This window comes from Bacillus sp. LBG-1-113, from assembly GCF_020708615.1.
In the GTDB taxonomy this organism is placed as follows: domain Bacteria; phylum Bacillota; class Bacilli; order Bacillales; family Bacillaceae; genus Bacillus; species Bacillus mojavensis.
This window is the reverse complement of record NZ_JAJFDG010000001.1, coordinates 1,043,678-1,068,935: the sequence shown is the minus strand read 5'-3', so window position 1 is coordinate 1,068,935 and position 25,258 is coordinate 1,043,678. Positions and strand designations below refer to the sequence as shown.

Annotated in this window: 37 protein-coding genes and 1 pseudogene; 21 read left to right on the top strand and 17 right to left on the bottom strand. The window is 39.4% G+C overall.

Annotated features, from left to right (window positions below; all coding sequences use genetic code 11):
- Positions 1 to 27: 27 nt before the first annotated feature.
- Positions 28 to 1,209, bottom strand: coding sequence for an alanine racemase (gene alr, locus LJF29_RS05715; RefSeq protein ID WP_229147491.1), 1,182 nt, complete (start codon positions 1,207 to 1,209; stop codon positions 28 to 30).
- Between the two features lie 574 nt (positions 1,210 to 1,783).
- On the opposite strand from alr, the gene LJF29_RS05710 reads away from it, so the two are divergent.
- Positions 1,784 to 2,695, top strand: a complete 912-nt coding sequence (locus LJF29_RS05710) for a VanW family protein (RefSeq protein ID WP_229147489.1) — start codon at positions 1,784 to 1,786, stop codon at positions 2,693 to 2,695.
- A 300-nt stretch (positions 2,696 to 2,995) separates the two neighbouring features.
- On the opposite strand, the gene LJF29_RS05705 is transcribed toward LJF29_RS05710, so the two are convergent.
- The 4 genes from LJF29_RS05705 to LJF29_RS05690 form a co-directional block, all read right to left on the bottom strand.
- A complete protein-coding gene (locus tag LJF29_RS05705; protein WP_229147487.1) occupies positions 2,996 to 3,787 on the bottom strand; it encodes a DUF817 domain-containing protein in 792 nt (263 codons plus the stop codon).
- A 99-nt stretch (positions 3,788 to 3,886) separates the two neighbouring features.
- Positions 3,887 to 4,108, bottom strand: a complete 222-nt coding sequence (locus LJF29_RS05700) for a helix-turn-helix domain-containing protein (RefSeq protein WP_229147484.1) — start codon at positions 4,106 to 4,108, stop codon at positions 3,887 to 3,889.
- Between the two features lie 10 nt (positions 4,109 to 4,118).
- On the bottom strand, positions 4,119 to 4,601 hold the full coding sequence (locus LJF29_RS05695) for a DUF2975 domain-containing protein (protein WP_229147482.1): 483 nt from the start codon (positions 4,599 to 4,601) through the stop codon (positions 4,119 to 4,121).
- A 316-nt stretch (positions 4,602 to 4,917) separates the two neighbouring features.
- The gene (locus LJF29_RS05690) at positions 4,918 to 5,592 is read right to left on the bottom strand and encodes an SOS response-associated peptidase (RefSeq protein WP_229147479.1); all 675 of its coding nucleotides are present in this window, start codon (positions 5,590 to 5,592) and stop codon (positions 4,918 to 4,920) included.
- A 44-nt stretch (positions 5,593 to 5,636) separates the two neighbouring features.
- Here LJF29_RS05690 and LJF29_RS05685 point away from each other — a divergent pair, with 44 nt between their 5' ends.
- Complete coding sequence (locus LJF29_RS05685; protein ID WP_229147476.1) at positions 5,637 to 5,846, top strand: hypothetical protein; 210 nt, start codon at positions 5,637 to 5,639, stop codon at positions 5,844 to 5,846.
- 176 nt (positions 5,847 to 6,022) lie between these two features.
- Here the strand turns inward: LJF29_RS05685 and LJF29_RS05680 are convergent, their stop codons facing one another.
- The 3 genes from LJF29_RS05680 to LJF29_RS05670 form a co-directional block, all read right to left on the bottom strand.
- Positions 6,023 to 6,745 (bottom strand): YrpD family protein, encoded by a 723-nt coding sequence (locus tag LJF29_RS05680; protein WP_168747931.1) that lies wholly within the window; start codon positions 6,743 to 6,745, stop codon positions 6,023 to 6,025.
- Positions 6,746 to 7,046: 301 nt separating this feature from the next.
- Entirely contained in the window at positions 7,047 to 7,250 is a 204-nt protein-coding gene (gene cotC / locus LJF29_RS05675) for a spore coat protein CotC (RefSeq protein ID WP_168747932.1), read from the bottom strand.
- Between the two features lie 192 nt (positions 7,251 to 7,442).
- Positions 7,443 to 7,631 carry a twin-arginine translocase TatA/TatE family subunit gene (locus tag LJF29_RS05670; protein ID WP_010334390.1) on the bottom strand — a complete coding sequence of 63 codons (189 nt, stop codon included), beginning with the start codon at positions 7,629 to 7,631 and terminating at the stop codon, positions 7,443 to 7,445.
- Positions 7,632 to 7,889: 258 nt separating this feature from the next.
- On the opposite strand from LJF29_RS05670, the gene LJF29_RS05665 reads away from it, so the two are divergent.
- Complete coding sequence (locus tag LJF29_RS05665; protein ID WP_168749435.1) at positions 7,890 to 8,291, top strand: hypothetical protein; 402 nt, start codon at positions 7,890 to 7,892, stop codon at positions 8,289 to 8,291.
- 130 nt (positions 8,292 to 8,421) lie between these two features.
- On the opposite strand, the pseudogene LJF29_RS05660 reads toward LJF29_RS05665, so the two are convergent.
- Positions 8,422 to 8,789 (bottom strand): annotated as a pseudogene (locus LJF29_RS05660) (SRPBCC domain-containing protein).
- 187 nt (positions 8,790 to 8,976) lie between these two features.
- Here LJF29_RS05660 and LJF29_RS05655 point away from each other — a divergent pair.
- From LJF29_RS05655 to LJF29_RS05625, 7 genes are all read left to right on the top strand, one after another.
- Positions 8,977 to 9,246: a hypothetical protein gene (locus LJF29_RS05655; RefSeq protein WP_010334393.1), complete on the top strand. Its 270-nt coding sequence runs from the start codon at positions 8,977 to 8,979 to the stop codon at positions 9,244 to 9,246.
- Between the two features lie 26 nt (positions 9,247 to 9,272).
- On the top strand, positions 9,273 to 9,461 hold the full coding sequence (locus tag LJF29_RS05650) for a hypothetical protein (RefSeq protein ID WP_010334394.1): 189 nt from the start codon (positions 9,273 to 9,275) through the stop codon (positions 9,459 to 9,461).
- A 65-nt stretch (positions 9,462 to 9,526) separates the two neighbouring features.
- Positions 9,527 to 10,336 (top strand): hypothetical protein, encoded by an 810-nt coding sequence (locus tag LJF29_RS05645; RefSeq protein ID WP_229147474.1) that lies wholly within the window; start codon positions 9,527 to 9,529, stop codon positions 10,334 to 10,336.
- The gene (locus LJF29_RS05640; protein ID WP_229147472.1) at positions 10,333 to 10,953 is read left to right on the top strand and encodes a DUF4166 domain-containing protein; all 621 of its coding nucleotides are present in this window, start codon (positions 10,333 to 10,335) and stop codon (positions 10,951 to 10,953) included. Before LJF29_RS05645 ends, LJF29_RS05640 begins: the two co-directional genes overlap by 4 nt.
- Entirely contained in the window at positions 10,947 to 12,575 is a 1,629-nt protein-coding gene (locus tag LJF29_RS05635) for a YndJ family protein (protein ID WP_229147470.1), read from the top strand. Before LJF29_RS05640 ends, LJF29_RS05635 begins: the two co-directional genes overlap by 7 nt.
- Before the next feature lie 109 nt (positions 12,576 to 12,684).
- Positions 12,685 to 12,996 carry a hypothetical protein gene (locus LJF29_RS05630; protein WP_026014714.1) on the top strand — a complete coding sequence of 104 codons (312 nt, stop codon included), beginning with the start codon at positions 12,685 to 12,687 and terminating at the stop codon, positions 12,994 to 12,996.
- A gap of 227 nt (positions 12,997 to 13,223) precedes the next feature.
- A complete protein-coding gene (locus LJF29_RS05625) occupies positions 13,224 to 13,982 on the top strand; it encodes a poly-gamma-glutamate hydrolase family protein (RefSeq protein ID WP_229147469.1) in 759 nt (252 codons plus the stop codon).
- A gap of 22 nt (positions 13,983 to 14,004) precedes the next feature.
- Here the strand turns inward: LJF29_RS05625 and LJF29_RS05620 are convergent, their stop codons facing one another.
- The 3 genes from LJF29_RS05620 to LJF29_RS05610 are packed head-to-tail and all read right to left on the bottom strand — an operon-like array spanning position 14,005 to position 14,974.
- Complete coding sequence (locus LJF29_RS05620; protein ID WP_229147466.1) at positions 14,005 to 14,457, bottom strand: YndM family protein; 453 nt, start codon at positions 14,455 to 14,457, stop codon at positions 14,005 to 14,007.
- 8 nt (positions 14,458 to 14,465) lie between these two features.
- Positions 14,466 to 14,765, bottom strand: a complete 300-nt coding sequence (locus LJF29_RS05615; RefSeq protein ID WP_010334401.1) for a spore coat protein — start codon at positions 14,763 to 14,765, stop codon at positions 14,466 to 14,468.
- Positions 14,762 to 14,974 carry a DUF892 family protein gene (locus tag LJF29_RS05610; RefSeq protein WP_410033825.1) on the bottom strand — a complete coding sequence of 71 codons (213 nt, stop codon included), beginning with the start codon at positions 14,972 to 14,974 and terminating at the stop codon, positions 14,762 to 14,764. The genes LJF29_RS05615 and LJF29_RS05610 overlap by 4 nt, the downstream gene beginning before the upstream one ends.
- A 293-nt stretch (positions 14,975 to 15,267) precedes the next feature.
- Between LJF29_RS05610 and fosM the strand changes: the two genes are divergently transcribed.
- Entirely contained in the window at positions 15,268 to 15,690 is a 423-nt protein-coding gene (fosM, locus tag LJF29_RS05605; protein WP_010334403.1) for a FosM family fosfomycin resistance protein, read from the top strand.
- Between the two features lie 81 nt (positions 15,691 to 15,771).
- Complete coding sequence (locus tag LJF29_RS05600) at positions 15,772 to 16,200, top strand: hypothetical protein (RefSeq protein ID WP_229147463.1); 429 nt, start codon at positions 15,772 to 15,774, stop codon at positions 16,198 to 16,200.
- 393 nt (positions 16,201 to 16,593) lie between these two features.
- Here LJF29_RS05600 and lexA read toward each other — a convergent pair whose 3' ends face one another.
- Complete coding sequence (gene lexA, locus LJF29_RS05595; RefSeq protein WP_010334405.1) at positions 16,594 to 17,211, bottom strand: transcriptional repressor LexA; 618 nt, start codon at positions 17,209 to 17,211, stop codon at positions 16,594 to 16,596.
- Positions 17,212 to 17,366: 155 nt separating this feature from the next.
- Here lexA and yneA point away from each other — a divergent pair, with 155 nt between their 5' ends.
- From yneA to LJF29_RS05565, 6 genes are all read left to right on the top strand, one after another.
- Positions 17,367 to 17,678 (top strand): cell division suppressor protein YneA, encoded by a 312-nt coding sequence (yneA, locus tag LJF29_RS05590; protein ID WP_229147462.1) that lies wholly within the window; start codon positions 17,367 to 17,369, stop codon positions 17,676 to 17,678.
- 17 nt (positions 17,679 to 17,695) lie between these two features.
- The gene (locus LJF29_RS05585; protein ID WP_010334407.1) at positions 17,696 to 18,349 is read left to right on the top strand and encodes a YneB family resolvase-like protein; all 654 of its coding nucleotides are present in this window, start codon (positions 17,696 to 17,698) and stop codon (positions 18,347 to 18,349) included.
- Positions 18,350 to 18,412: 63 nt separating this feature from the next.
- Entirely contained in the window at positions 18,413 to 18,646 is a 234-nt protein-coding gene (locus LJF29_RS05580) for a DUF896 domain-containing protein (protein WP_029441406.1), read from the top strand.
- A gap of 174 nt (positions 18,647 to 18,820) precedes the next feature.
- Positions 18,821 to 20,824 carry a transketolase gene (tkt, locus tag LJF29_RS05575; RefSeq protein WP_229147460.1) on the top strand — a complete coding sequence of 668 codons (2,004 nt, stop codon included), beginning with the start codon at positions 18,821 to 18,823 and terminating at the stop codon, positions 20,822 to 20,824.
- Between the two features lie 152 nt (positions 20,825 to 20,976).
- Positions 20,977 to 21,423 carry a sporulation inhibitor of replication protein SirA gene (sirA, locus tag LJF29_RS05570; protein ID WP_029441408.1) on the top strand — a complete coding sequence of 149 codons (447 nt, stop codon included), beginning with the start codon at positions 20,977 to 20,979 and terminating at the stop codon, positions 21,421 to 21,423.
- Positions 21,424 to 21,508: 85 nt separating this feature from the next.
- Entirely contained in the window at positions 21,509 to 21,727 is a 219-nt protein-coding gene (locus LJF29_RS05565) for a YneF family protein (RefSeq protein ID WP_003221221.1), read from the top strand.
- Between the two features lie 73 nt (positions 21,728 to 21,800).
- Here LJF29_RS05565 and ynzD read toward each other — a convergent pair whose 3' ends face one another.
- On the bottom strand, positions 21,801 to 21,974 hold the full coding sequence (gene ynzD / locus LJF29_RS05560; protein ID WP_024121579.1) for an aspartyl-phosphate phosphatase YnzD: 174 nt from the start codon (positions 21,972 to 21,974) through the stop codon (positions 21,801 to 21,803).
- Between the two features lie 220 nt (positions 21,975 to 22,194).
- Between ynzD and LJF29_RS05555 the strand changes: the two genes are divergently transcribed.
- The 3 genes from LJF29_RS05555 to LJF29_RS05545 all read left to right on the top strand — a co-directional run bounded on the left by LJF29_RS05555 (position 22,195) and on the right by LJF29_RS05545 (position 23,925).
- The gene (locus LJF29_RS05555; protein WP_229147458.1) at positions 22,195 to 22,902 is read left to right on the top strand and encodes a cytochrome c biogenesis protein CcdA; all 708 of its coding nucleotides are present in this window, start codon (positions 22,195 to 22,197) and stop codon (positions 22,900 to 22,902) included.
- A gap of 89 nt (positions 22,903 to 22,991) precedes the next feature.
- Positions 22,992 to 23,354, top strand: coding sequence for a response regulator (locus tag LJF29_RS05550; RefSeq protein WP_229147455.1), 363 nt, complete (start codon positions 22,992 to 22,994; stop codon positions 23,352 to 23,354).
- Between the two features lie 79 nt (positions 23,355 to 23,433).
- The gene (locus tag LJF29_RS05545) at positions 23,434 to 23,925 is read left to right on the top strand and encodes a CcdC family protein (protein ID WP_081720869.1); all 492 of its coding nucleotides are present in this window, start codon (positions 23,434 to 23,436) and stop codon (positions 23,923 to 23,925) included.
- 30 nt (positions 23,926 to 23,955) lie between these two features.
- Here LJF29_RS05545 and LJF29_RS05540 read toward each other — a convergent pair whose 3' ends face one another.
- The 3 genes from LJF29_RS05540 to LJF29_RS05530 form a co-directional block, all read right to left on the bottom strand.
- Positions 23,956 to 24,384: a DUF2621 domain-containing protein gene (locus LJF29_RS05540; protein WP_229147453.1), complete on the bottom strand. Its 429-nt coding sequence runs from the start codon at positions 24,382 to 24,384 to the stop codon at positions 23,956 to 23,958.
- 230 nt (positions 24,385 to 24,614) lie between these two features.
- Positions 24,615 to 25,007, bottom strand: coding sequence for an outer spore coat protein CotM (gene cotM / locus LJF29_RS05535; protein ID WP_229147587.1), 393 nt, complete (start codon positions 25,005 to 25,007; stop codon positions 24,615 to 24,617).
- 78 nt (positions 25,008 to 25,085) lie between these two features.
- Positions 25,086 to 25,232, bottom strand: coding sequence for a small acid-soluble spore protein P (locus LJF29_RS05530; protein ID WP_003221237.1), 147 nt, complete (start codon positions 25,230 to 25,232; stop codon positions 25,086 to 25,088).
- Between the last annotated feature and the right edge of the window lie 26 nt (positions 25,233 to 25,258).

Here is a 25,258-nt window from a genome sequence, read left to right as displayed (position 1 = left end):
ATGAATCCCTCTTATTAAGCAAAAAATCTACACGTACATTACTGGAGTTGATACCTTGAAAATTTCGCCATCTCTTATATAAAAACGGGGGATGCGGCGGCTTAATGTAGACACCACTTCATAGTTGATCGTATTAAGCATTTCAGCAACTTCATCAACGGGAATCTCAGCTCCTTTTTGATGACCGTAAATCACAACTTCCTCTCCTTGTTTGCCTTCACTCTCTCCTAAACTAACCATGATCATATCCATTGTCACTCTTCCTACCACCGGCACTCGTTTTCCGCGATGAAGAACAAACCCGCGATTGGAAAGTGCGCGAGAATAACCGTCAGCATAGCCGACCGGGAGTGTAGCAATGACTTCTTCGGGTTCTGCGATGTATGTAGCACCATAACTAATGGTTCGGGGTTCTGTCCGCATGGTTTTCACATAAGCGATGCGTGCCTTTAAACTTAATGCAGGTTCGAGCTTAACGAGGTTTAGTTGTTTGATATAGTCTGAAGGATATAAACCATATAAACCGATACCTAAACGAATCATATCAGCACAATATTCAGGAAAAGCGATAGCTGCAGCCGTGTTGCTCATGTGCACGGTGGGCAGTTCAATGCCGCGGTTCTTTAGAAAGCTGAGAAAATTGATGAATTTTTCATGCTGTAGCTTAGTTAGTGTGGTGTCAGCTTCATCAGCTGTAGAAAAATGTGTAAAGATACCTGACCATCTTAGGAATTTACTTTCTGTTAATGCTTCCACTACTGCTAAAAGCTTTTCTTTTGTGCGTACACCTAATCGACCCATTCCAGTATCCACATTTATATGAATACCCAAACGACTAGTACTCTCTTCGTTTTCCAATATTCTGTTAGCTTTTTTAATCCAATCAACCTGAAATGCTGATAATTCTATATTCCAAGCTGCTGACTTTTTCACACAACTAAGGGATGTAAAACCAAGCACAAGGATAGGTGCTGTAATTCCCGCTTTTCGTAAAACGATTCCTTCCTCTACGCTGGCCACAGCGAGCTCACTCGCCCCGTGTTCCAGTGCATGTCGCGCCACTTCTACTGACCCATGACCATAACCGTTCGCTTTCACGACAGCCATAATTTTGCTCTTTTTTGGTATATGATGGCGTATTGCTCGCACATTTTTTTTTATGGCATCAAGATTTACTTCGATCCAAACTTCTCGGCAAAGCTTTGTCATCGACGCTTCCTTCCTTCTTATAGAGTAGTATATAGCGCATTTAGCCGTTCAATAAATTCTTAATATCAATGGTTGGATGCTTTCAATTTGATTTTATTCAACCTTAACTGAAATCATTCAACAGCAAACACTTCATCTAACGAGTAGATGCTAACCGACGGCCGAAGCTGTCAGTACTCTCGTTTTTAATTCTTTTTTGCGGATTGTTCACTTTTGATTTCTTTACTTCGAGCAACTGATACATAAGGCTTGTAAAGAGATGAGGATCGATACGGTGACCGAGGATCAGATAGTACTGCTAAATAAAAATAGTGCCCATGATTCTGACATTTGTTTTGATGTCAGCCAATGGGCAGTGAAGAGATATGGTGGATGCTGAAGCAGACATTGACTAAAATCTCTTAAGCAAAAGAACTGCAATTACAATTGTTCAAGCTTTCTTAGCGAGGGCACTGATTGTTTGCTTTGACTTTTGTGTTCAAACAAAGACCAGGCGCTTGAGAACGCTATGATAAGTTGAAATACATCAAAGGATAAGCTCCTGCTCATACTAATTGTCGGGAGGTGCCGACTTATGATACAAATTTGGATCACCGGCCTTTTATTATTAGCTCAGCCAAGCGAGCCATCTGACAGTTTAACAATCACACAACAAGGACGGAAAATTGCCACAGTTAACCGCGAAGATTTTACGATGCCTCTTCCCGGGACCCCAATGATTGATCATGAAAAATACCGTAAGTTCATCAAACGGCTTGATCAACAAATTTACCGGGAGCCCATAAACGCCAAGCTTAACGATCAAGGAATCATCATCCCGGGGAAAATGGGTTACAGACTTTATCAACAAGCGTTTAAGGAGAAATTTTACGCCTATTTCTTTGGTCATGGCCCATCCAATATAGAAGTGCCGGAATTAAACATTTATCCGAAAGTTGACAGCGAGTTGCTTGCTCATATCAGTACGCAGCAGCTAGGCCAGTATGTAACTTATTTTAATTCAAGCAATAAAAGCCGATCACACAATATTTCCCTTTCTGCAAAAGCAATTGACAATCATGTTGTTTTTCCTAATGAGACGTTTTCTTTTAATCAAGTTGTTGGGATGAGAACGCAGGACAAAGGTTACATGCGAGCGCCTATTATTGTGAAGGGTGAGTTGTCCGAAGGTGTAGGTGGGGGAATTTGTCAGGTGTCATCAACTTTATTTAATGCTGTCGATCGCGCGGGGCTGCAAATCGTTCAGCGCTATTCTCATACAAGAAGCGTACCATATGTGCCGTCCGGACGTGATGCCACAGTAAGCTGGGGAGGCCCTGACTTTCGCTTTCATAATCAATATAACCAACCGGTCTTAATTCGGGCCAAACGAAATGAGGGAAGTATGATTGTTACACTTTATTCCTCTGATGTCATCAATAACAAACTGCGAAAAGTTCCCAAAGCGCCATCACAGCTTCCAAAAGAAATAAATGCCGAGCGTTAAATGACATAAGCTATTCATTCACCTTATTCAACCTGACGACTTCCTTTATGGAGGTTGAGTTAGAAAGACATAAGATTAAGTCCAAACGACTGAGCTCTCTAAACGAGAGCTGATGTTGATTAAATCATTACTGCCTGGTCGAAATCTTACTGAAATAGCCCTCTATTTTTCCGGCAGCTATTTATAAAGAAAAAAGCAACAAATTAAACGTTGCTTTTTACAGTTTATCTTATTCAGAATTTCGTATGCCAATTCCTTACTATGTAGGATCCGACTTTTATAAAAGAAGATTCTTAACAATTATAAAAATGGACTAGTATCTACCCTGGTGGAATTTTTTCCCTTCACTTGTTTTAACGTTGCGACTATAAGAAAGCTGACAATCACTAACAAGAGCCATGAACTCACTTTTCCTAGATGAACAAGACTCCATGCATCGGTTTGGTTTGGGTATTCCCAAGCCCCAAAAAACGTTGCAATATTTTCGGCTATCCATATAAAAAATCCGATGAGCATAAATGAAAGGGCGAGTGGCATACGATAACGAGTTCCATTCACCTCATATGTGACCCATGATTGCCAAAAGACGATCATGACAAGTCCGGATAACCAAAAGCGGACGTCAATCCAATAATGGTGGAGGAAAAAATTTAAATAAATCGCAGCGGCAAGAGGTACCACGGTCCAAAACGGCGGCCACTTAACCAGTTCAACCTTTAGCCTCCTCCATGCCTGGCAAAGATAACTGGCTACACTTGCGTACATGAAGCCGCTATACAAAGGCACTCCAAAAATTTTGGAATATCCCTGCTCCGGATAAGACCAGGAGCCCATATGTACCTTGAAAAGTTCAAGAGCAAGTCCAATCAGGTGGAACATTGTGATTACCTTTAATTCATCCCGAGTTTCAAGTCCAGAATACACCATCCACAATTGCATGAAGAGGCAGATGATGAGCAGCCAGTCATACCGTGGCAGGAGGGGAAGCGGTATGATTTGTGTAATTGCCAAAGAGGCAAAAATAACGACAGGAAACAGACATGATAGGGCCTGCTCCCAACCAAAACAAATGAGCTGTTTAAATGCTTTCATGAATTTTTGCCTCCAAAGTTAGCTAAATAGACATAGGGTTATGTGCATAGAATCACTGCCGAGTCATTATCTTTTCCATTCATAATGATTCCTGCTTTATTAATCATGGGTGTCTTCATCACTTTGGTATTCCAAAATATCTCCTGGTTGACATTCTAAAGCCTTACAAATCGCCTCTAAAGTTGATAATCGAATAGCCTTTGCCTTTCCATTTTTCAATATAGAAAGATTAGCCATCGTGATTCCAACCTTCTCGGACAGTTCCGTTACGCTCATTTTCCTTTTAGCCAGCATCACATCAATATTGATTATAATTGCCATTGTTTTCACCTCAGACTGTTAAATCATTTTCTGATTTTATATCTATAGCTTCTTGCAAAAGCCTTTGGAGAACAGCAGCAAAGACTGCGATAACCATTGAGGCAAATATAAGGACCAATCCGATTAGTATGATACCTGGAGCGTCGTCCATCTCCGCGATGAGATAGAAGAGTGGCATGCCTGCCATAAGTAAAAGACTGATTGTGATTGCACTGTATTTTATTTTCTTTAAAGCTCTTACTGATAATTCCGAGAAAGCTTTATTCCGGTCAATATAGCTTAAAAGTGTAAAGGCTTGATACAGAGCGAAATAAAAAGGTATTGCCGCTGCATACAAATCGATATAAACGAGATATTTTAGATAAGAAATATCTGGATACAATTCCGCTGCAAAGTTCGCTATCTCTGGCACCAAAAATATGCACAAAGCAAGAACTGGAATTCCAATCAGAATAACAGCTATCCTTAAAAAGAGTGTTGATCCTCGTTTCATAAAAAGCACCTCACCTAATATTGTCGATTTGAATGTAGCACATTATTTATCGTTTTACAATAAAAAAACATTGAAATAGATGATTTTCTTGTTGTTTTATAGCTACCTTTTTCACTGTGGGCAAGAAAAAAGCATTTCTCATTACAGAGAAATGCTCTATATCTTTAATTGATTCAATTTAAAAATTGTGCGCATAACTGAACCATTGGTCTAAAAATAACGCATGGCACATAAGGGATTGTTTTTTGATCATGTACACGTTCGTTTTATAAAGCTTAGGCCGAAGGTGATATATAAAGCAATCTGGCAGCGGTGCTTAATGGGGTTCAATAAGCTCAGGTGAATTGTTTTTAGGTGAGTTAACGAATGATGAAACCTGGTATGCTTCCATGTCATCATCATCATATGGCAGCAGTAAGCTTTTGAGATAATCGGGATCTGTATTTTTAGGGTTCAGCCATTCTTTCTCATGTTCGCAACTCAAAATAACCGGCATTCGATCATGGATGTCCTCCATAAGCTCATTAGGTTTTGTCGTAATGATTGTGCAAGTGTAGAGCGGATGACCTTCAGGTGTATTCCATTTTTCGTATAAGCCGGCAAAAGCGAAAAGATTGGATGATTTCAGCTTGATTCTCATAGGAATCTTAGTTTTTGGATCAAGGCGTTTCCATTCATAAAAACTGTCAGCTGGGATGATACAACGTTTACTTACAAGTGGCTTTCGAAAGCTGGGTTTCTCGGCCAATGTTTCAGCACGAGCATTGATCATTTTATAACCGATCTTTTCATCTTTAGCCCAAGGAGGAATGAGACCCCATCTTAATTTTCCAAGGCGGTTGCTTGAGCCATCATTAATAATAGTAAGAATGTTTTGTGACGGCGCGATATTATAGCTTGGGTGATATTCGTCTTCAGGCAAGAAATGATCTATGTTGAATTGCTCAATGATGTCTTCAAATGCTGAGAATAAGGTGAATCTGCCACACATGTTCATCATCCTTTTGGTTTTTGAATATTGTACTGGATTGGTATATGAAAATCAAAAAGGGGATTGTGAAGCAGCAAAATGTTAAAGATTTGGTGTGTGGTTTAGGTGGAAGTGGAAAGAAAAAGCTATTTGGAGGAGAGCGGAATAGCAAATATCTGAAATGCAAAATAAGAACAGATCTACAGTGGTTGGCATGTAAAGAATGTAACTATTTCGAAAACCTTTCAGCTAAACAAAAAAAGGTAGATCTTTAAGTAATGCAGGAGGAAATGTGGAAAATAGCGACATGGTATGGAATGAGATTAATTATTTTAATCAGTGTGAGTGTATAAGGATTTCTATTTATCAGGCTTCTGAGGACAAATGAAGTGTTCAGGTTTTACAACGAAAAAAAGGCCGCCGGCATTGCCAGCGGCCTTTTGATGCTTCTTTATTTATTAACAGAAATCGTAACATTATTTCCAGAAGGGAGGACTTTTGCAAAATCCTGTGTATCTACGACAGGTGTCACTGCTTTATTGTCGATTGTAATATTGTTAAAAGTTGTTGAAAAAGTTGCTTTAATGGCAGAGCGCTGGCTTTCAGATGAAACCGCAGCGGTGGCAAGTGTTTTCCATTTCGATAGAGTGCCAATGTTCGTTCCTTGGATTTCCATGATAATACGTCCGGTATAGCCATCATTGTTCGTTCCCCAGAGGGTCATGCGAGTATTCCCGTTCAAGTTTTTGTAGATCGTCATTTGCACTGTGCTTCCGGGACGAAACCCTTTATTGTAAGTGAATTTCTCTTTTCCTTCGATATACGTTTCATCATTTTTAGAACCGACTTTCATGAGCGGTTTCCATACGTTGTATTGTTTGCTGTACTGAAGACCAATATCTGCTTCAGTTCCGTTTTTTGCGCTAAAGCCTGAATAAATATAAGGGGTAGAGACAGAGTCTTGGATGTTCACTGTGTCGGGAAGCTTAATTTTAGCCGTGAAAACAGCGCCTGTGCTGTTCAGGTAGGCGCGTCCGCCGATTCCCTTAGGCAGCTGGGAAGCCGCTTTGGCTACTTGAGTGTCTGCTCCTGGAAGGCCTGGAACACCTGAAGAAATGGTTCCAAAAAGAATAGCTGTTCCTACTGCACCTGCAATCAATACTTTTTTCAACAAAATTCCCCCTTTTAAAAGTGGTTTCGCTAATTATTATACCTTATTTTGGAACTTCTTTTATTAAGATAAATCGACAAAATCGTTAAAATCTCATGTTTATGAATGGGTTATGTTTATAAATTGACACCATAGGTCTATAATAAAACTAATTAAACTATGTACTAAATGTTCAATTTTTATTGATAAATCGGCATTAAGGAGCAAATAACATTAGACCTATAATTCATATAGACAGTTTTTTCTGCAAAAAAACCCCCGGCCATTGACCGGGGAAGCAAAATTGAGGAGATTAAATGGAGTATTAGCAGTGTTTTTTACGTTTTTTATACTCTACAACGTAGTCATAGTCTTTTTTGTCGTGATCATAATGTTTTTTGTCATAATCACAGTAGTAATCTTTTTTGTCATGGTGATCAGAATATTTTTTGTCATAGTCGTAATACTTCTTGTAATACGTTTTTTTAACCGTATAATACTCTTCTTTATATTTTTTGAAATAACCCATAAATACCCCTCCTTTTATGATCATACGCTTTATTATATGGAAGTTAGATTTTACGGATTGGACAGTTTAAATCACAAACTCAAAAAAGGGCTGTCCAAAAAAATTGAGGATAATCAGAGGAAAACCGAGGGATCGCGCAGAAACAAATCAATATAAAAAGCCGATGTTCATCGGCCGCCAAATCATTTTACCTTACATTTGCTTGTCTTCTTTGTGTTCTGAACCACTATTTCTTATGTCTTGAGTCAATCCGCTGGTCGCTTTTTTAAATTCTGTTAAGGCTTTTCCAGCGGCCCGGCCAAGCGCAGGCAGCTTATCAGGACCAAACACTAAAAAGCCTACAAATAAAATAACTAACATTTTTGTGACGCTTAATTCCATGATATTTTTCCTCCTCCTGTTTGAAGTACAACCTTATTAACAAATTATAAAAGATGGCGGTTCAAATGAGAATACGTCTGTTTCGAATGTTTTGTAAACAAAGGCGAATGGAGAATGATGTGGTTTCTTCAGGAAAAAATGCTGATGATAAAAACGTATGAAGCTTCCAATGCCTTACACATACCTGCGATTTTATTTAAAGGGGGTGATACAAATATAACTGTAACTTGCTATTATTATCATAAGGGAGAGATCGTAATGAAGAGATTCAACAAGCTAATAGGATACCTGTCTGTTTTCATGTTCGCTGCGGTTTTTCCATTATCGGCACATGCAGAAAAAGCGGGAACTACTGGAGCCGGAGAGTGGGATAAGCTTGGAACTTACACCTATACTTATTCAAGTCCGACGGTATACTCGAGCGGAGGCGATTTTAGAGTTTGTCTTTCAGGAAGTACACCTTTCTCTGTATCGCTGCACCTATATGAGGATGATCCTGGTGACAACCCCGATGAATATGTGGGCTCTAATTATTTTTCACCCGGAGAATGTCATACCTTTAGCAGTATAGGAAAATTTGTAGATGGAAGCAATAACAAGGCAGAATTCTTTGTTACTGATTACTCTGGTAAATCAAAAACAGTGACGTTTTACGATTGATTTGAGAGATAAAGTACAGGGAATATAAGTTTGTCAGAGTAAAAGAGAGAGGGGCTCTCTCTTTTTATACTGTATGAGGAATGAAATATCTCACTCTTGAACCGCCATGCGAAGGATTCACCATGCCTGTTCAGCAGTCATCCATCTTATCCCGAGCTTTACCAATCATTTCGTTCGGCTTTTTCCATCCGCTGAGGATGAGAGTAAATTCTGTTTTTTCCCTATGTCTGTTAATTGAAATGTAGCAATTCATCCAGCGGTATCCCATTCAAAAGAAAGCTCGCCGGAGGCATGAACCGTCCAAACTTTGCAAGGAGATGGTCCAAATGGTGATTGTAAATGAAATTTATATCCTTCCGGCAGCTGAAAATCATTCGGCATAATCCACTTTGCTATGCCTTCTGAAGTTGAGACTGTCTCCTAAATGTTTTGAATAGGCCCCTCTAATAATATATGTTTCGTAATATCCCATAATGTATTCTCTTGATATCCATATATTTCTCCTCATTATTCAATTTAGACTTTCACGCAAATTTTATATCATCTAACGAAATCATATCCATAGTGTGTATAAATGATGCTGAACGTGTTGTCGGCAAGTGTTTCAATAGATAAATTCCACGATTGAAATTGAATTGAGTATCCTTTTATTGTTATATTGTTGATGAAAGGCAGTGGAAGTCTCATGCGAAAATACGAAAATACAGCAAGAGAGTGGAAAGTATATATTATCATCTTTTCATTCTTCATTATTTGTGTGGCTGCAATAGGCTTTTTTGAACAAAGATTTCTTTTAAATCAATTAGCATGGCGGGTGTTTGATGCACTGATCAGCGTTGTGTTATTTGCCAATGTGCTGTTTTTCTGGAGAAAAAGGAAGAGCATAGCATATATTTCAGGCATTTTGGCTGTTGTTAATGTAATTTTGCTGATATCTCTGCTTTTTCTAACTTGATGAGATTGTAAATAGGAGGGTTCTGCATGCTCGGTAAAATTAAAGCGGCCATTGATAATAGTCCGGGAAAACCGGCCAAAATTGCAGTTAATGAAAGCGCATTTCAGCAGCTAAAAGAAGAGATGCGTTTTGTTTGCGTTTCCAAACCTAAAACCATTATGGGGATACCTGTGGAGGTTTCAGATGATGTAGAAGGCTTTGAACTCAGATTTTAATGATAACATATTTTTCTCCTATCTATATGAATATAGGAACTTCTTGAAAAGAAGGGGGGAGGGCTGTGAAACAGAAGCCGATTTATGTAGAAATTGAGATGACATCTGACCTGGACAAGCTTTGGGAATATACGCAAAACCCATCGCTACATAAGGAATGGGATCTGCGGTTTTCTGACATTACGTATTTGCATAGAGGGGTAAATGAACCGCAGAGGTTTCTTTACGAGACAAGAATTGGCTTTGGATTAAAGGTGTCAGGTGCTGGGGAAACCGCGGGAACGAAGTTGCATTCCTCTCAAAGAGTATCCTCCCTGGCCTTTTCCTCCAACCATCCGTTATCCCTGATTAAAAAAGGCAGCGGGTATTGGAAATACATACAGCATGATAACGGGAAGCTTACCTTTATGACACAGTATCAATATGAAACGGCATATGGCTTTCTGGGAAGATGGATTGACCGTTTATTATTTCGGCCGCTGATGGGCTGGGCAACAGCATGGAGTTTTGATTCATTGAGACTTTGGATTGAACAAAATAAACATCCGAAACAATTGATCCGTTATGCGTTTGTCTATATGCTGACGTGCTTGTTTTTTAGTCTGTTTTGGTTTTACCACGGATTTGCAGATCGTGAAACGAACAACATGGCAAGAGCAGCGATAATAGTTTTGGGCATTTTATGGCTGAGTCCATTAAAGAGAAAATGGATACTTCATGCTGTGCAGGCCTGTATCTTTGCTGTCTACGCTTTTCTGGATACCGGAATATGTTCTTTACTATTAAGTGTGGTTACTGCGGCAAGCGGCTTGATCAGTCTCCGGCTTCCAAGCGCTCGGCATACGGAACGAAAAAAGAAAGAAGTGAAATGGTGAGTTCATTGTATAAAAAAACAATTATAAATTATCATCTATTACATCCCCAGCTGCAGAAACGTTATCAATTAGACCGGTCACATACATTCAGCGGAAGAGGAACGATGTCAGAAATAAGCGGAGGTTCTTTTTTGGTCAGAATGCTGCTGAAGTGCGGGGTGTTTTTTAGATGTTTCTTTTCAGAGAGAGGAAAGGACATCCCTTTTACAATTAAAAACAGAACATGTCTTACGGAGCAAGAACATACGGGGGTTGAATGGAATCGGACTTTTGTCTTTAAAGATAAGAAGCGTTTCTTTGATGCAGTTATGGTATACGACGAAAGTGAAAAACGAATACTTGATTTTTTCGGCCAACCTCATATTTTGCTGTCCGTTTTAACTTTTGAAGCACTCTCTGACGGGTCTCTCCACATTACATCAGGAAAGCAATGGCTATTAATATGCGGGAAAAGGATTCCTTTGCCAAAATGGCTGAGCGGTAATTCCACTGTTTGCGAAACGTTTGATGAAAGCAACAACTGCTTCACGATTCAAGTTCATGTGGAAAATGCAATTCTTGGCACTCTTTTTTATTATAAAGGGACGTTTCAGGAAACAGAGGGAGAAGTATGTTAAAACGACACGGCATCATTCGTGCGCTTTGTTTCATCTGGTTTCTTGCATCTGAAGCTCCCGACATATCAGTTGCGGAGGCGCTTGTCTTGTTTTCCATTCTCTTTTTTGTGCCGGGAATTTTTCCTTTTGTTTTTCATCAATCGGTTCACAGGTCTATTCGATCTTTGGAAAAATTATTGATGCACATCTATCCTGCAGCAGCTGTTTTCGCGGTATTAGCCCTTGTGACAGATGTCGGGTATTTTGCACTGATCTGGTGGATATACACTGCTTTGTTGGCTCTGTATGGTATGTTACGGCTTTCGAAAACAAAAATACATAGAATAGAGGAAACATCTATCTTATATGGACTCGTTTATTTGGGAGGAGGGGGATTTTGGTTTTTTGCCTATGCTGCACATTTACAAATCCTGCACTTCGGTCCTCTCATTATTTTGCTCACAGCTGTTCATTTTCACTATTCTGCTTTTCTTATCCCGATCTTTAATGGTTTACTTGGCAGAGTCCATAGAGAAAAACGGGTTATGTACGGTTGGGGGACATGGATTATTTTACTGTCGCCGCTCCTCATCGCACTCGGAATAACATACTCAAAAACACTAGATATCTTGGCGGTTGGTATCTATATGGCGGCACTTTATCTCAACTCATACTTAATATTTAAGACAGCTTTTCGCAGTAAGACAGGCAAAGTGCTTATCCGAATGTCTTCTCTCGTTTTAATGATAACGATCTGTTTCTCTTTGGTTTACTCGTTCGGTGTATTTCGGCAAGAAGTCACGCTGACCATCAGCCAAATGATTTGGATACACGGTGTCGTGAACGCATTCGGTGTCATTTTGCCGGCTCTAGCAGGATGGAGAAAAGAAAATCCTCAGCCCTCGGATGCGAGTGTCAAGGTTTTCAGCCGTATATACGGAAAGAAAACTATCGGAAAGAACTTTTTGCACAACATTCACGCTGAGAATAACATTCAATATAGCGGACTTGTGGATGATATGAGAAACCTTCGTTCAAACGATTTTTCACCGGAGCATTTGAAACCGTTGATTGTTTCATTTTATGAACAGACGAAAGATTATGAGGTAAAAGCAAAAGTGACGTGGAGCACTTGGTTTCAGCCCTTTGCGAAAATGTATGAATACATCAGCAAAAGAACCGGACAAATACACCTGTCAACGAACCCTGACTGGTATAGGATGCACAGTACAATAAAAGGTGTCCATTCAAAAAAAGACGGAAGAAAAAAGGTGCGTGCCTGGATCAGAACAAATGAAAAAAACGAAACCATTTTCACCGCGCTGTATTCTGTATATCGCTCAAAAGGAGAGGGGTACATGAATATTTCTCTGCCGCTTCCTTTCAGTAACATGACAGGCATTTTAAAGCCTTATCATAACAAAGAGAACCTGATTTTGACCAGCAGGCGGAGAAAAAGCGGTGCTGGGGATGAAGGAATTTATCTTAGAACAAGAATCGGGACATGCCCGCTTCCATTATCTGAAACCTTTCTTATAAAAGCTCCGTGTGCAAGCAGGTTAACAGCTGTTCACGAAATGTGGCTGTTTGGGATTCAATTTCTAACTGTTAATTATGAAATTACATATTGCCCGTCCAAATGAAGAATATAAAACAAAGACAAGCGTTCATCTGACAGTTGCTCGTCCGGCAAACAATGGACCGGCGCATTTTAATTCTGCACCTCATACAGACGGGGAAGGAAGGGTTTTTATGTTGTATATCAGTTTATTTCTGATTGTATGGCTGGCTGCGGGATTTGCAGTGGGGATGAAGCAAGTTTATGTCGATCAGCTGTTTGATAAAGATGTGATCGAAAGACTTGAAAAAGAAGCAGGTGACCATGATCTTGTTGTCCGTTTTATTAAACACCGTTTCGTTTATATTGCAGCAGTTACTTTAAGCGGGTTTATTGCTGTTTACAGTGAAATAAAAGCCATTCCGCAAAAGCGGAGTATAAGAAAAATTGAAAAAGACATTAATAAGCTGAACAAAGTAAGGAAACGCGGAAATAACAGAAAGTAAAAGGTGCACAAGCCAGCAGGCGGGTGCATTTTTTTATTTAATGGAAAGCCGGTGCGATCTTACTTTTTTGCTAAGGAGTATAAATTCATAAATGTGAAGAACAGCACCCGGGCTAATGGTATATAATATTGTGAATTTAACAAAAATTTAACAAGGAGGACGAGATAATTCGTGCTAAAGCCTCAAAGAATCCAGCATCCTGTGTTTTTGGTTTTGAGGCGGAGTAGATGAAACCGGCCAAAGTATCCCTGCTCCGCCGTTTGCTCCATTCCTTGAAGCATGTTGATTGTAACATAGTCAAACGTTTTCCATCAACTTTAAAAAATGTAAAATTGTTGTTAATTTTTTTGTTGTTTGTTCCGGTTTCTTCGGTATGTGCAGAGGATATCTATCAGAATTTCGAGGAATTAAAGAATAACGAAGATTCTTCTGATTACAGCATTGTCACAAAAGAAACCGGCAGCCCTGTGCTTGTTTTAGCTATTCACGGGGGAGGTATTGAAGGCGGCACAAGTGAATTAGCGAGAGAGCTCAGCCAACAGTATTCCATGTATTTGTTTGAAGGTTTGAAGACGTCTGGAAATTCAGTGCTGCATATAACAAGCACACATTTTGATGAACCTCAGGCACTGAAACTTGTAGCAAGTCATGAGTATGTCATTTCATTGCATGGGTATGCAGGAGAGGACCAACAGATACAAATCGGCGGAACAGACCGATCAAGAGCGGCAGAATTGGTTTCAGAACTGCAGAAAGCCGGTTTTCCAGCTGAATTGCTTGGTACGGATCATCCGCATGCAGGCGTAAGTCCAAACAATATAGCGAATAAATCAAAAACCGGTTTGAGCATCCAGTTAGAGATGAGTACAGGTTTTAGAGAATCTTTGTTTGGCATCTTTTCTTTAAAAAGCAGATCCACGACTCAAAATGAGAGGTTTTATGATTTCACGGAAGTGTTGACCCATTTTATGCAAAACAGTTATTAAAATAAGGAGGCTTTGAGCCTCCTTATTTTTCATCCTTCTGATCAGGGGCTTCAGGGAACAATTCATCTGATGCCTCGGTTTGATATTGCAAAGTGTTATCTTTAACAGTCAGTTCGTTTCTGAATGTTTCATCCAACACATTTTTCAGCAAATACCGGTGAAAAAAATATTCAAAAACAGTCAGGCAGACAGAAGCAATAAGAGCAGCTGCAAACGGCGAGAAACCGTTTCTCGTTTGCGTTTCAAGAAAGACCCAAAGAATAACGAGTGAAAGTCCGAAGTCAGCCAGTGAAGCTGTCACATTGCTGGTTCTCGGCAAGATCAGGATGTCACCGGAAAGGTATGTTACAAAGCTTAAGAAAAATGCAATAAACAGCACACTTAAGAAGGAAGCATGGTATACTCTATCCAAAATCACATACAAGAGGGCAAGAGTTAAAGCTGTTTTAGAAGCAAGAGCGATAATATGTTTCATTTGATCACCTATATTTGAGGCAAATCTTTAGCGGTATCTGCAGCCTCAAGATCGACACTTATTTGCTGAGTTAAATCTTTAGAATGATAAAAACCCTTTGCAGCCATATAAAGATAAATTTGTTCATGGGTATTAATCGCGTCATGTAAATATTGCTGCAGCGTTTCTCTGACTTCTGGGGAAGAAGATTCTGTGATGGCAGCTGCAATATTCCTTACGCCTGTCTTTGCCGATATTAAAAAATCTGTTGCGATCACTTGTTCGGTCATGCTGCCCATTCCGGCTAATTTTTGAAAGAACTCATTCACGCTTGTTCACCTCTCACTGACAGCAATTCCTGCAAACGTGCAACCTGCTGTTTTGTTTTTTGAGCATCCTGTTCAAGAATACTCTTTAATTCTTCATCTTGTACAAGTCCCGTCATGGTTGAAGATTTTGTTAAACAAAGATTTTTAAACGTAAGCAATTCGTGCAATTCTAACGTTTCATGAAGGCCGTAGTCATTCATCACGGTCATTCCCTTTCTTAAGTAATATGGTTTATTTTGAGCAAATTGCTTTTGTTTACACTGGTATTTTTTGCTGTTGAATTGAAACTTTCTGACTGGAGCACCCGTACATAAGGGTGGGGATGAGCGTCTGAAAATAAAAATCCAGCATTCAATCTTTTGAAACAGGCTGAGTAAAAATTTGAAGAATTATACGCTTTTACTAAAAAAACCTCTTTATCCCAATGTCTGTATTGCATTATTGAAAGTCCCATATTTAAGTTTTTTAATCGGCTATCTATAAATACTGAGGAGGAGACACAGTGGAGATCAAAGGGATCAATCACTTGTTATTTTCTGTTTCTGATTTACTGACATCCATCGAGTTTTATCAAAATGTCTTTGATGCTAAATTGTTGGCCAAAGGAAGGAGCACTGCATATTTTGATTTAAACGGCATATGGCTGGCTCTCAACGAAGAGCGTGACATTCCCAGAAATGACATTAAGGCTTCTTATACCCATATCGCTTTTACAATTGAGGAAAGTAAGTTTGAAGAAATGTCCGCAAAATTAAAAGATCTTCAAGTTACTATTTTGCCTGGGAGAGAACGAGATGAACGTGATCGAAAATCAATTTATTTCACCGATCCTGACGGCCATAAATTTGAATTCCATACAGGAACTCTTCAAGACAGACTTCAATATTATAAGCAAGCTAAAACTCATATGGATTTTTATGATTGAAAAAGTACGGGAAACAGAGCAACAGAGGATATACATATTTATCTTTTGGGGGTAATATATGGTAAAGGAGGGGGATTGCATTTGAGAAATAAAATCTTGCTGATGACAGCTGTTTTGCTATGTGTTTTTGGAACCGGGACGATTCATGCAGCAACTTTACATTATGAATATAAAACCGATTTCATTCTAAATGATGAAACAAAAGCGCTTTATGTAGAAAACATTGGTGATATACCGGCAATTGACTATTTTTTAGGGTACCAATTTACGATACGAGGAGTGAATACTTGTTCAGTTGACATTAAGCTTCAGCGAATGGGACTTACAGGTAATTACACTACGTTAAGCGCCAAACAATTCACCGGTAATTGGTTTGATTTTAGCGCTCAAGATAAGGTTTCCATTGAACCGTATCATCGGTATCGAATAGTAGCTGAAGAACATTCCCCAAACTGTGGAAGTGTTCATGTAAAAGGGCGCTATGGTGTAGAATATTTTACTTTTGATTGATGCTCACATTTATTGAAAAGCAGTGAGCTTTTTTTGTGGAATAAATTAACTAAATAAACTATGTACTAAATATTCAATATATTCTTTTTGATCTCGCTCATGATAAAGGAGCAGAATATAACTAATCTTTTCACGTCCAAAATCGAAACATTTATAAGATAGGAACGTCTACATTTTTAAACAATATTTTTTAAAGAAAAAGTTTCGTTAAGGAAAGAAAATTTCTTGACTTCAACAATTAAATGATGGATAATTATGGTGTAAACATGATGTTCTTTTTCCTCCTATTCAGGTTCGCACCTAAGCCAGGGCGAACCTGCTTTTTTTAAAAACAAAACCCCCACTCCGTAAAGGGAGAGGGGGTTTATTCTTTGTAACTGATAGTTTGATAGTTTAATGGACAGTTCTGAACACACCAATTACTTTTCCTAATATGCTGACATTCTGCAGTATAATCGGAGCCATGGTTGGATTTTCAGGCTGTAGGCGAATGTGTGTATCCTCTTTATAGAAACGTTTTACAGTAGCTTCATCATCTTCTGTCATCGCCACTACGATTTCACCGTTATTCGCCGTGTTTTGCTGTTTTACAATAACATAGTCCTTATCAAGTATACCCGCGTCAATCATACTGTCTCCCATAATCTCCAGCATAAACACATGCTCATCCGGAGGAACCATACGGTCAGGAAGCGGGAAGTATTCTTCAATGTTTTCAACCGCTGTAATAGGTGATCCGGCCGTTACTTTTCCGATTACCGGTACATTAACGACTTGGCTCTTTGGAATCTCTACTTCTTCATCCAGAATTTCTATCGCTCTTGGTTTTGTCGGATCGCGTCTAATCAGCCCTTTTGTTTCCAAACGGGCCAAATGGCCGTGGACAGTTGAACTGGACGCAAGGCCGACAGCCTCTCCGATCTCTCTAACGGAAGGCGGATATCCTTTTGATTTAACCTCTGCTTTAATAAAACGGAGGATATCAAGTTGCCTTTTTGAAAGCTTCGTCATTTTTTGCACCTCTAAACGTCGATTTTAAGTAGATTATAGCATGATTTTCCTGACAGTACAAACATAGGTTCGAAAAAACAATTGACAGAAACGTTTGTTCGTATATACTGAAATTATAAAAATGCGAACAAACATTCTTGTTGGAGGTTGTTATCATGAGTAAAGAATCTATTATTTTTGTCGGCCTGTTCACTGTGATTCTAAGCGTGGTTATCCTTCTGTTGTCATATACAAGCAGCGACCAGGAGCTTAACCAGTATGTTAAAATAAAAGTTCAGCAGGGGGATACGCTGTGGTCGCTTGCCGACCAGGCGGCTGACTCAAAAAAGATAAATAAAAGTGATTTTATTGAATGGGTAGCTGAAAAAAATAATCTTCAGCCGTCTGAACTTCAGCCGGGAGATGAATTGGTGATTCCATTAAAAAAGGAACATTCGGCTGCATACGAACTGGCTACTGTTAAATAGAGAGGAAAGGTAGAAAGGTGAAAGCACTCATTTATGCCCGAGTAAGCACAAATAAAGAACAGCAAGAAACCTCATTAAAGCGGCAGGAGGAGGAGCTTACGGCCATTGCGGCTGAGAACGGCATAGAAGTCGTCAAAGTGATTTCTGAAAAAGCCAGCGGATATGAAATGGACCGGGATGGTGTATTTGATTTGCTTGATCATATCAAGAACTCAAATATTGATGTGATTTTAGTTCAGGATGAAACAAGACTCGGCCGGGGAAACGCGAAAATTGCACTTCTTCATTGTATTTACAGGGAAGGAGTGAAAGTATTTACGACCGCTCACAGAGGTGAACTTGAGTTATCGGAGGCTGACTCTATGGTGCTGGAAATCGTCAGTATTGTGGAGGAATACCAGAGAAAAATTCACAACATGAAAATTAAACGCGGAATGAAACGCGCAGTAAAAAATGGTTTTAAGCCTCAAAAGAACCTGAAAAACCAGCATGAAAACAGCGGAAAAGATAGAATAGAAGTTCCGATCTCGGAGATTGTCCGGTTGAGAGCGAATAAACTGACGTTTGCAGAAATCGCGGCTACGTTGAGAGGTTTTGGCTATGATGTGTCAAAGGCGACAGTCCATCGGCGTTTTCAAGAATACATAGAGAATGAGCAGACAGGCGAGTGAATCAGTTGTAAAACTCCTCGTGTTTTAGTAGTATATACACAAAATGCAATAAAGGAGTTTATCATGATTTCAAACGAAAAAATTGCCAGAATCAATGAACTTGCCGCAAAAGCTAAAGCTGGCGTTATCACAGAAGAAGAAAAAGCCGAGCAGCAAAAGCTCCGCCAAGAATACCTAAAAGGATTTCGTTCTTCTATGAAAAACACATTAAAAAGTGTAAAAATCATTGATCCTGAAGGCAATGACGTAACACCTGAAAAGTTAAAAAGAGAAAAAAAAAATAACAGACTCCATTAATATAAGAGGAATACGGCAATATCGTATTCCTCTTTTGTATATACTACAAACAGCAGGGCTTTCTACAGGTGACAAAATTCATCAAGTTTCTCTCAAATTTAAGCTGAAACAGTTGAGAAAAAGTCGTCAGACATTTATGATGAAAGGGTACAACATATAAGGAAGGGGATTTTTATGGATACAATTGAAAAGAAATCAGTTGCTACCATTCGCACACTATCAATAGACGCTATTGAAAAAGCAAACTCTGGTCACCCTGGAATGCCTATGGGGGCAGCGCCAATGGCATATACGCTATGGACAAAATTTATGAATGTAAATCCGGCAAACCCTGGGTGGTTTAACCGCGACCGTTTTGTTTTATCTGCGGGACACGGTTCAGCACTTTTATACAGCATGCTTCATTTAAGCGGGTATGATCTCAGTATTGAAGATCTTAAGGGATTCCGTCAGTGGGGCAGCAAAACACCGGGACATCCGGAATTCGGACATACAGCCGGTGTTGATGCAACAACAGGGCCGCTTGGACAAGGAATCGCAATGGCGGTCGGAATGGCTATTGCAGAACGCCATTTAGCCGAAACTTACAACCGCGATTCATTCAATGTAGTCGATCATTATACATACAGCATTTGCGGTGACGGTGATTTAATGGAAGGTATTTCTTCTGAAGCCGCTTCACTTGCAGGCCATCTTCAGCTTGGCCGTCTGATCGTATTATACGATTCAAATGACATCTCATTGGATGGAGATCTGGATCGTTCATTCTCTGAAAACGTAAAACAGCGTTTTGAGGCGATGAACTGGGAAGTTCTTTACGTTGAGGATGGAAACAATATTGAAGAATTATCTGCCGCAATTGAAAAAGCACGCCAAAACGACAAGAAACCTACATTAATTGAAGTGAAAACGACAATTGGTTTCGGTTCCCCTAACCGTGCCGGCACTTCCGGTGTTCACGGTGCTCCGCTTGGCAAAGAAGAAAGTAAATTAACAAAAGAATCTTATGCATGGACGTATGAAGAAGATTTCTACGTTCCGTCAGAAGTATATGAGCATTTCGCAAAAACAGTAAAAGAATCCGGCGAGAAAAAGGAACAGGAATGGAATGACCAATTCGCTAAATATAAAGAAATTTATCCGGAACTCGCTCAACAGCTTGAACTGGCTATCAAAGGAGAACTTCCGAAAGACTGGGATCAAGAGGTGCCTGTTTATGAAAAAGGAAGCAGTCTGGCATCCCGTGCCTCTTCAGGTGAGGTTCTAAACGGTCTTGCGAATAAAATTCCGTTCTTTGTCGGTGGTTCTGCAGACTTAGCAGGATCAAACAAAACGACGATTAAAAATTCCGGTGATTATACAGCGCTTGATTACTCAGGCAAAAATTTCTGGTTTGGTGTTCGTGAATTTGCTATGGGTGCAGCCTTAAACGGTATGGCGCTTCATGGCGGACTTCGTGTATTCGGCGGAACATTCTTTGTCTTCTCTGATTACTTGCGTCCGGCGATTCGCCTTGCAGCCTTAATGGGTCTTCCTGTGACATATGTCTTTACTCACGACAGTATCGCGGTCGGTGAAGATGGACCGACTCACGAGCCGGTTGAGCAGCTTGCTTCTTTACGCGCAATGCCTAACCTTTCTTTAATTCGCCCTGCAGACGGTAATGAGACAGCAGCGGCATGGAAGCTTGCGGTACAGAGCACAGATCATCCAACAGCACTCGTATTGACACGACAAAACCTTCCTACAATCGACCAAACAGCTGAAGAGGCATTGGCTGGTGTAGAAAAGGGTGCTTATGTTGTTTCTAAGTCTAAAAACGAAACACCGGACGCTCTTCTTATCGCGACGGGCTCAGAGGTTGGTCTGGCAATTGAAGCACAGGCTGAATTGGCGAAAGAAAATATTGATGTTTCTGTCGTCAGCATGCCTTCAGTAGATCGTTTTGAGAAACAATCTGATGAATACAAAAACTCCGTGCTTCCGTCAGATGTGAGAAAACGTCTTGCGATTGAAATGGGCGCATCATTTGGCTGGGGTAAATACACAGGGCTTGAAGGAGACGTGCTCGGCATTGACAAATTCGGTGCCTCCGCTCCTGGCGAAACGATCATCAATGAATACGGCTTCTCAGTTGCAAACGTTGTGGATCGAGTTAAAGCATTAATCAATAAATAAGGTTTTCAAAGGGGATGAGTCAAATCATCCTCTTTTTCTTGTTTATCCGACAAAAATAGTATTGGCTGGTTAACAGTAATAGACAATTCTTTCTTCTCTTCTTTTGTATAATAGATTGCAAATGAAATGCTGCTGGAAAAGGGGATGAGAAGATGGAACGTCACTACTATACGTACCTGATCAAAGAGGAATTTGCCAATCACTATTTCGGGCGGGAATCGGTTATGTTTGAGCTGTTTCAAGACTATCATTGGACAAGCCTGACGAGGCAGCAGTATGAAATGACAGAGAAACAAATTCAATATATTACGAAACCTATTCCGATTTTACATATGCATCAGCGGTTAAAAATGAATTTGAATAATACAAACTATACACAGCTGGATTATATTTATAGATTATCTCTGCCAAAAGCAAAGGGACAAGCGTCTTTTATGATGAGGGAACACATGATTGAAATTGTAGCTAACGGAGATTACGAGGCAGAAACGATATTTTTTGAAGTTCTTCGCAAAGTAAGCCCTTGCTTTCTCGCAATGGATTTCAATACGAAGCGGTATGGGTGGTTAAATCCGGTGAAAGAAAGAAATTTTGTCTAAAACCGAAGAAAAAGAGATGTAAATGTTGTATAATAGCTTTTGGTTTAGTACACTTTAAACTAGACAACATGAAGGAGGAAATAAAATGACTTTATGGGTTGGCATCCTAGTGGGCGTTGTTGCACTGCTCATAGGTGTTGCACTCGGGTTTTTTATTGCTCGTAAATATATGATGAGCTACCTTAAAAAGAATCCGCCTATTAATGAACAAATGTTACGCATGATGATGATGCAAATGGGAATGAAACCTTCTCAAAAGAAAATCAATCAAATGATGAAAGCCATGAATAATCAAACGAAATAATACGTAAAGATTATGATATAGAGAAACATGGTTATAAAATAAAAAACCCTTTATCGGGTTTTTTATTTTGCAATCATTCATCACCCGCTACTGCTCGAAGGCGCTGCTTTTGATATTGTATGAGAAGATGGTCAAGCTCCTGACTGAGTTCTATCGTAATATGAGATGTCATTCCGTTAGCCATGACAATTTGCAGCAGCTCTGCTCTTTTTTTTTCAATTTCATTTAATAGATGCTCTCTAATCACAGGGATGTATCCTTTCATACATTAGATCTTCAAAAGTGAATGTTTATATTATATCCATATTTATACTAATTTTCAAATGAGAAGGAGTACAATGTCTCAATGTCAAATTAAATTATATAAGTTTTTTTTGAAAATAGAAATCCTTCGAGTGAAAGTGTTAAAAAAATGAAATGATTTTGTCATAACTTGAAGGAATGTCAAATTATGAAGGGATGATGACATGGGAGATGTGAATTATCTTCTGACATTCGGGGCGGGATTTTTATCTTTTATTTCGCCTTGCTGCCTGCCGCTGTATCCGGCTTTCCTGTCATATATTACAGGAGTGAGCATGGATGATGTGAAAACAGAGAAACTGCTGCTGCAAAAAAGAAGCTTGGCTCATACGCTGTTTTTTTTGCTGGGGTTTTCAGTGATTTTTATTGCTTTAGGATATGGTACATCTTTTATTGGAACCTTGTTTAGGGATTATCATGATGCTATTCGGCAAGTGGGCGCTTTGCTCATTATTCTGTTCGGTTTTATCACACTTGGCGTGTTTCGTCCTGATGTTATCATGAAAGAGCGCAGAGTCCATTTTAAGCATAAGCCGGGGGGGTTTTTCGGTTCAATTTTAATCGGTATGGCTTTTGCGGCTGGCTGGACGCCTTGCACCGGTCCTATTTTGGGGGCTGTTATCACATTAGCAGGTACGAATCCTGGCTCAGCGGTACCGTATATGATGCTATATGTTCTCGGATTTGCCGTTCCGTTTGTATTATTGTCGTTCTTCATTACGAAGCTGAAGTGGATCAGGAAGAATCAGCTTTTGATCATGAAAGCGGGCGGCGTACTTATGATTGTAATTGGGATCCTGCTATTTTTTAACTGGATGAGCTTGATCATTATTTTGCTGTCGGATCTTTTTGGTGGTTTTACAGGTTTCTGACTGTTAAATTACTTTTGCACTACTACTAATCCTTTTGTTTTTGGTACAATAAGACTATTACCTGAGGAATTCGATTTTTGGAGGGGAATATGACAAGAGTTTTAGTTGTAGACGACGCCAAGTTCATGAGAGTAAAAATCAGAGAGATCTTGGAAGAGGCAAATTACATAATAGCAGGCGAGGCGGCGGACGGCGAACAAGCGGCTGACCTGTATAGAAAACTTCGGCCGGACTTAGTGACGATGGATATTACGATGCCGGTGAAAAACGGGATTAAGGCGCTTCGTGAGATCATATCCTTTGACCCTAAAGCAAAGATTATCATGTGTACCGCAATGCGCCAGCAAAGAATTGTTACGGAAGCCATTGAACTTGGGGCAAAAGATTTTATTGTCAAACCGTTTGAGGAGTCCAAAGTATTAGAAGCTGTGAATCGCGTTATGGGAAATTGAAAGTCATTTCTTTTCAAAATGGTTTTTTTTATTGTTTTGGAGTATAGTATATAGTGTCAACACTCCGAGAAACAAAGGAATGATAAGTATGATGATAATAGTTTCATCAATTGTTGCTGTTTTAATGGCTGCAGCTGTGATGGTGGTCAGAATTAAGTCTTCCGATAAACCTGTTTCAGCGAAAAAAATTATTCTTCCGCCGATTTTTATGAGTACGGGGGCGTTAATGTTTTTATTTCCGGTTTTTTGGGTAACGGGTGAAGAGTTTTTAGAAGCGATCACTTTAGGCGTGATTTTCTCTATTTTTCTTATAAAAACCTCAAAGTTTGAAATTAAAAATAATGAAATTTACATGAAACGGTCTAAGGCATTTGTCTTTATATTAATCGGCCTTTTGGTGATCAGAATTGTAATGAAATCAATTTTAAGCACATCGGTTGATTACGGCGCACTGAGCGGTATGTTTTGGATTCTGGCATTCGGTATGATTGTGCCGTGGAGAATCGCCATGTATCTGTCATATCGAAAACTTCAAAGCGAGCTGCAGTCAGCAGACATTCAAATGAATTAAAAAACCTTTCCTCTTCGCGGGAAAGGTTTTTTATTTAAGAAGGGCCTGATAAGGTTCAATATCGATATTCTTGTCTCTTAGATGCTTCTTTAAAAAGGTATGATCTCTTTTCGGAGTAGCCAGAATATAACCTTTGATAATAAGCCGCTGATCAATCGCTGCTACGTTTTCTTTTAATGCCAGCTCTCCGATTTTTCCGGCAATTTTTGCTCTCGCTATATCTCTGAACAGCTCTGGAACAGGTGTAACCAATTCATCGAGAAATTGTTTGTTTTCATTGCTCCATAGATGTCTGCTGTTTTCAATATAGTAATCCTGCCAATCCAGTTCAGATTTGCCGTCCTCTTTTGGTAAACGCTTTAAAAACTTTCGGAACATAAAAAAACCGCCGATTGATAACAAGACAATCATCGTGATCACCCAAAACAGAATAAACCACAAAAACCAGCCTTCCAGCATCAATCATTCCCCCTTATACTAACCATATTGTATATGAAGAAAGAATAGAAGAACAACGTTAAAAAAAATAGAAAAAAATGATAGACGTCTAGTCAAAAGAGATGATAGATCATATTCTATTGTATAGTGAATCTGCTATTTGGCCATGGGAGAGTCACTAGAGGGTATTTGACGATAAATGGACGGAAAAAAGTCACTTTCATAATAGGGGATGAAAGTGACTTTTGATTTTAGCTGAGAGGAAATTGAAGAGAAAAAGAAGAGCCTTCATTCATCTCTTTTTTGACAGCAACTGTGAGAATTTGATTTTCGCATTCAGTCTCAATCGACTTGTCATTCAAATAAAAAGGAAGCATTATTTGTTTTTCAAGAGTCTGTTCCGAGGATTTAACCGTTAGGATGAACTCACATTCGGACAAGGTAATTGTTATTTGTGTTGGCTGTAAAGACGATAGGTCTGCTTCAATAATATATTGCTGACTTGTTTCATATAGATCAATAGGTAATGTTTCGTCGTACCAGGCGAACGGATCTTCAAAAAATTGCCGAAGCCATTCCTCCATACCATCGAAATCATTAGCATCGTTTCGTTTTGAATGGGTCATGGAAGCATTCCTCCATATATCAACCTTGCTTTAGCTTATGCAGTTGGTCAGAAATGGGTGAACGCATAAAAAAACAGACACTAAGGTCTGCTTTTACTACATATCATGGCTTGAATTGTGCTTTTGTCTTGTGTGATTTCTGTTTTTTACTTTCTTGCTTCCGCTAAGAGGTTCCGGCTGACCCGGATTGTGTCCTTTAGGGGCGTTTTTATGCATATCTTTACTTGTATTTTTATTAGTCATAAAATGAGAACCTCCTTAAAAGAGTT

What these genes read in the sequence shown, in the direction of transcription:
- alr (WP_229147491.1), bottom strand. Translation starts at nt 1,209, where the DNA reads ATGACAAAGCTTTGCCGAGAAGTTTGGATCGAAGTAAATCTTGATGCC.
- LJF29_RS05710 (WP_229147489.1), top strand. Translation starts at nt 1,784, where the DNA reads ATGATACAAATTTGGATCACCGGCCTTTTATTATTAGCTCAGCCAAGC.
- LJF29_RS05705 (WP_229147487.1), bottom strand. Translation starts at nt 3,787, where the DNA reads ATGAAAGCATTTAAACAGCTCATTTGTTTTGGTTGGGAGCAGGCCCTA.
- LJF29_RS05700 (WP_229147484.1), bottom strand. Translation starts at nt 4,108, where the DNA reads ATGGCAATTATAATCAATATTGATGTGATGCTGGCTAAAAGGAAAATG.
- LJF29_RS05695 (WP_229147482.1), bottom strand. Translation starts at nt 4,601, where the DNA reads ATGAAACGAGGATCAACACTCTTTTTAAGGATAGCTGTTATTCTGATT.
- LJF29_RS05690 (WP_229147479.1), bottom strand. Translation starts at nt 5,592, where the DNA reads ATGTGTGGCAGATTCACCTTATTCTCAGCATTTGAAGACATCATTGAG.
- LJF29_RS05685 (WP_229147476.1), top strand. Translation starts at nt 5,637, where the DNA reads ATGAAAATCAAAAAGGGGATTGTGAAGCAGCAAAATGTTAAAGATTTG.
- cotC (WP_168747932.1), bottom strand. Translation starts at nt 7,250, where the DNA reads ATGGGTTATTTCAAAAAATATAAAGAAGAGTATTATACGGTTAAAAAA.
- LJF29_RS05670 (WP_010334390.1), bottom strand. Translation starts at nt 7,631, where the DNA reads ATGGAATTAAGCGTCACAAAAATGTTAGTTATTTTATTTGTAGGCTTT.
- LJF29_RS05665 (WP_168749435.1), top strand. Translation starts at nt 7,890, where the DNA reads ATGAAGAGATTCAACAAGCTAATAGGATACCTGTCTGTTTTCATGTTC.
- LJF29_RS05655 (WP_010334393.1), top strand. Translation starts at nt 8,977, where the DNA reads ATGCGAAAATACGAAAATACAGCAAGAGAGTGGAAAGTATATATTATC.
- LJF29_RS05650 (WP_010334394.1), top strand. Translation starts at nt 9,273, where the DNA reads ATGCTCGGTAAAATTAAAGCGGCCATTGATAATAGTCCGGGAAAACCG.
- LJF29_RS05635 (WP_229147470.1), top strand. Translation starts at nt 10,947, where the DNA reads ATGTTAAAACGACACGGCATCATTCGTGCGCTTTGTTTCATCTGGTTT.
- LJF29_RS05630 (WP_026014714.1), top strand. Translation starts at nt 12,685, where the DNA reads ATGTTGTATATCAGTTTATTTCTGATTGTATGGCTGGCTGCGGGATTT.
- LJF29_RS05625 (WP_229147469.1), top strand. Translation starts at nt 13,224, where the DNA reads ATGAAACCGGCCAAAGTATCCCTGCTCCGCCGTTTGCTCCATTCCTTG.
- LJF29_RS05620 (WP_229147466.1), bottom strand. Translation starts at nt 14,457, where the DNA reads ATGAAACATATTATCGCTCTTGCTTCTAAAACAGCTTTAACTCTTGCC.
- LJF29_RS05610 (WP_410033825.1), bottom strand. Translation starts at nt 14,974, where the DNA reads ATGACCGTGATGAATGACTACGGCCTTCATGAAACGTTAGAATTGCAC.
- lexA (WP_010334405.1), bottom strand. Translation starts at nt 17,211, where the DNA reads ATGACGAAGCTTTCAAAAAGGCAACTTGATATCCTCCGTTTTATTAAA.
- yneA (WP_229147462.1), top strand. Translation starts at nt 17,367, where the DNA reads ATGAGTAAAGAATCTATTATTTTTGTCGGCCTGTTCACTGTGATTCTA.
- LJF29_RS05580 (WP_029441406.1), top strand. Translation starts at nt 18,413, where the DNA reads ATGATTTCAAACGAAAAAATTGCCAGAATCAATGAACTTGCCGCAAAA.
- tkt (WP_229147460.1), top strand. Translation starts at nt 18,821, where the DNA reads ATGGATACAATTGAAAAGAAATCAGTTGCTACCATTCGCACACTATCA.
- sirA (WP_029441408.1), top strand. Translation starts at nt 20,977, where the DNA reads ATGGAACGTCACTACTATACGTACCTGATCAAAGAGGAATTTGCCAAT.
- LJF29_RS05565 (WP_003221221.1), top strand. Translation starts at nt 21,509, where the DNA reads ATGACTTTATGGGTTGGCATCCTAGTGGGCGTTGTTGCACTGCTCATA.
- LJF29_RS05555 (WP_229147458.1), top strand. Translation starts at nt 22,195, where the DNA reads ATGGGAGATGTGAATTATCTTCTGACATTCGGGGCGGGATTTTTATCT.
- LJF29_RS05550 (WP_229147455.1), top strand. Translation starts at nt 22,992, where the DNA reads ATGACAAGAGTTTTAGTTGTAGACGACGCCAAGTTCATGAGAGTAAAA.
- LJF29_RS05545 (WP_081720869.1), top strand. Translation starts at nt 23,434, where the DNA reads ATGATAAGTATGATGATAATAGTTTCATCAATTGTTGCTGTTTTAATG.
- LJF29_RS05540 (WP_229147453.1), bottom strand. Translation starts at nt 24,384, where the DNA reads ATGCTGGAAGGCTGGTTTTTGTGGTTTATTCTGTTTTGGGTGATCACG.
- LJF29_RS05530 (WP_003221237.1), bottom strand. Translation starts at nt 25,232, where the DNA reads ATGACTAATAAAAATACAAGTAAAGATATGCATAAAAACGCCCCTAAA.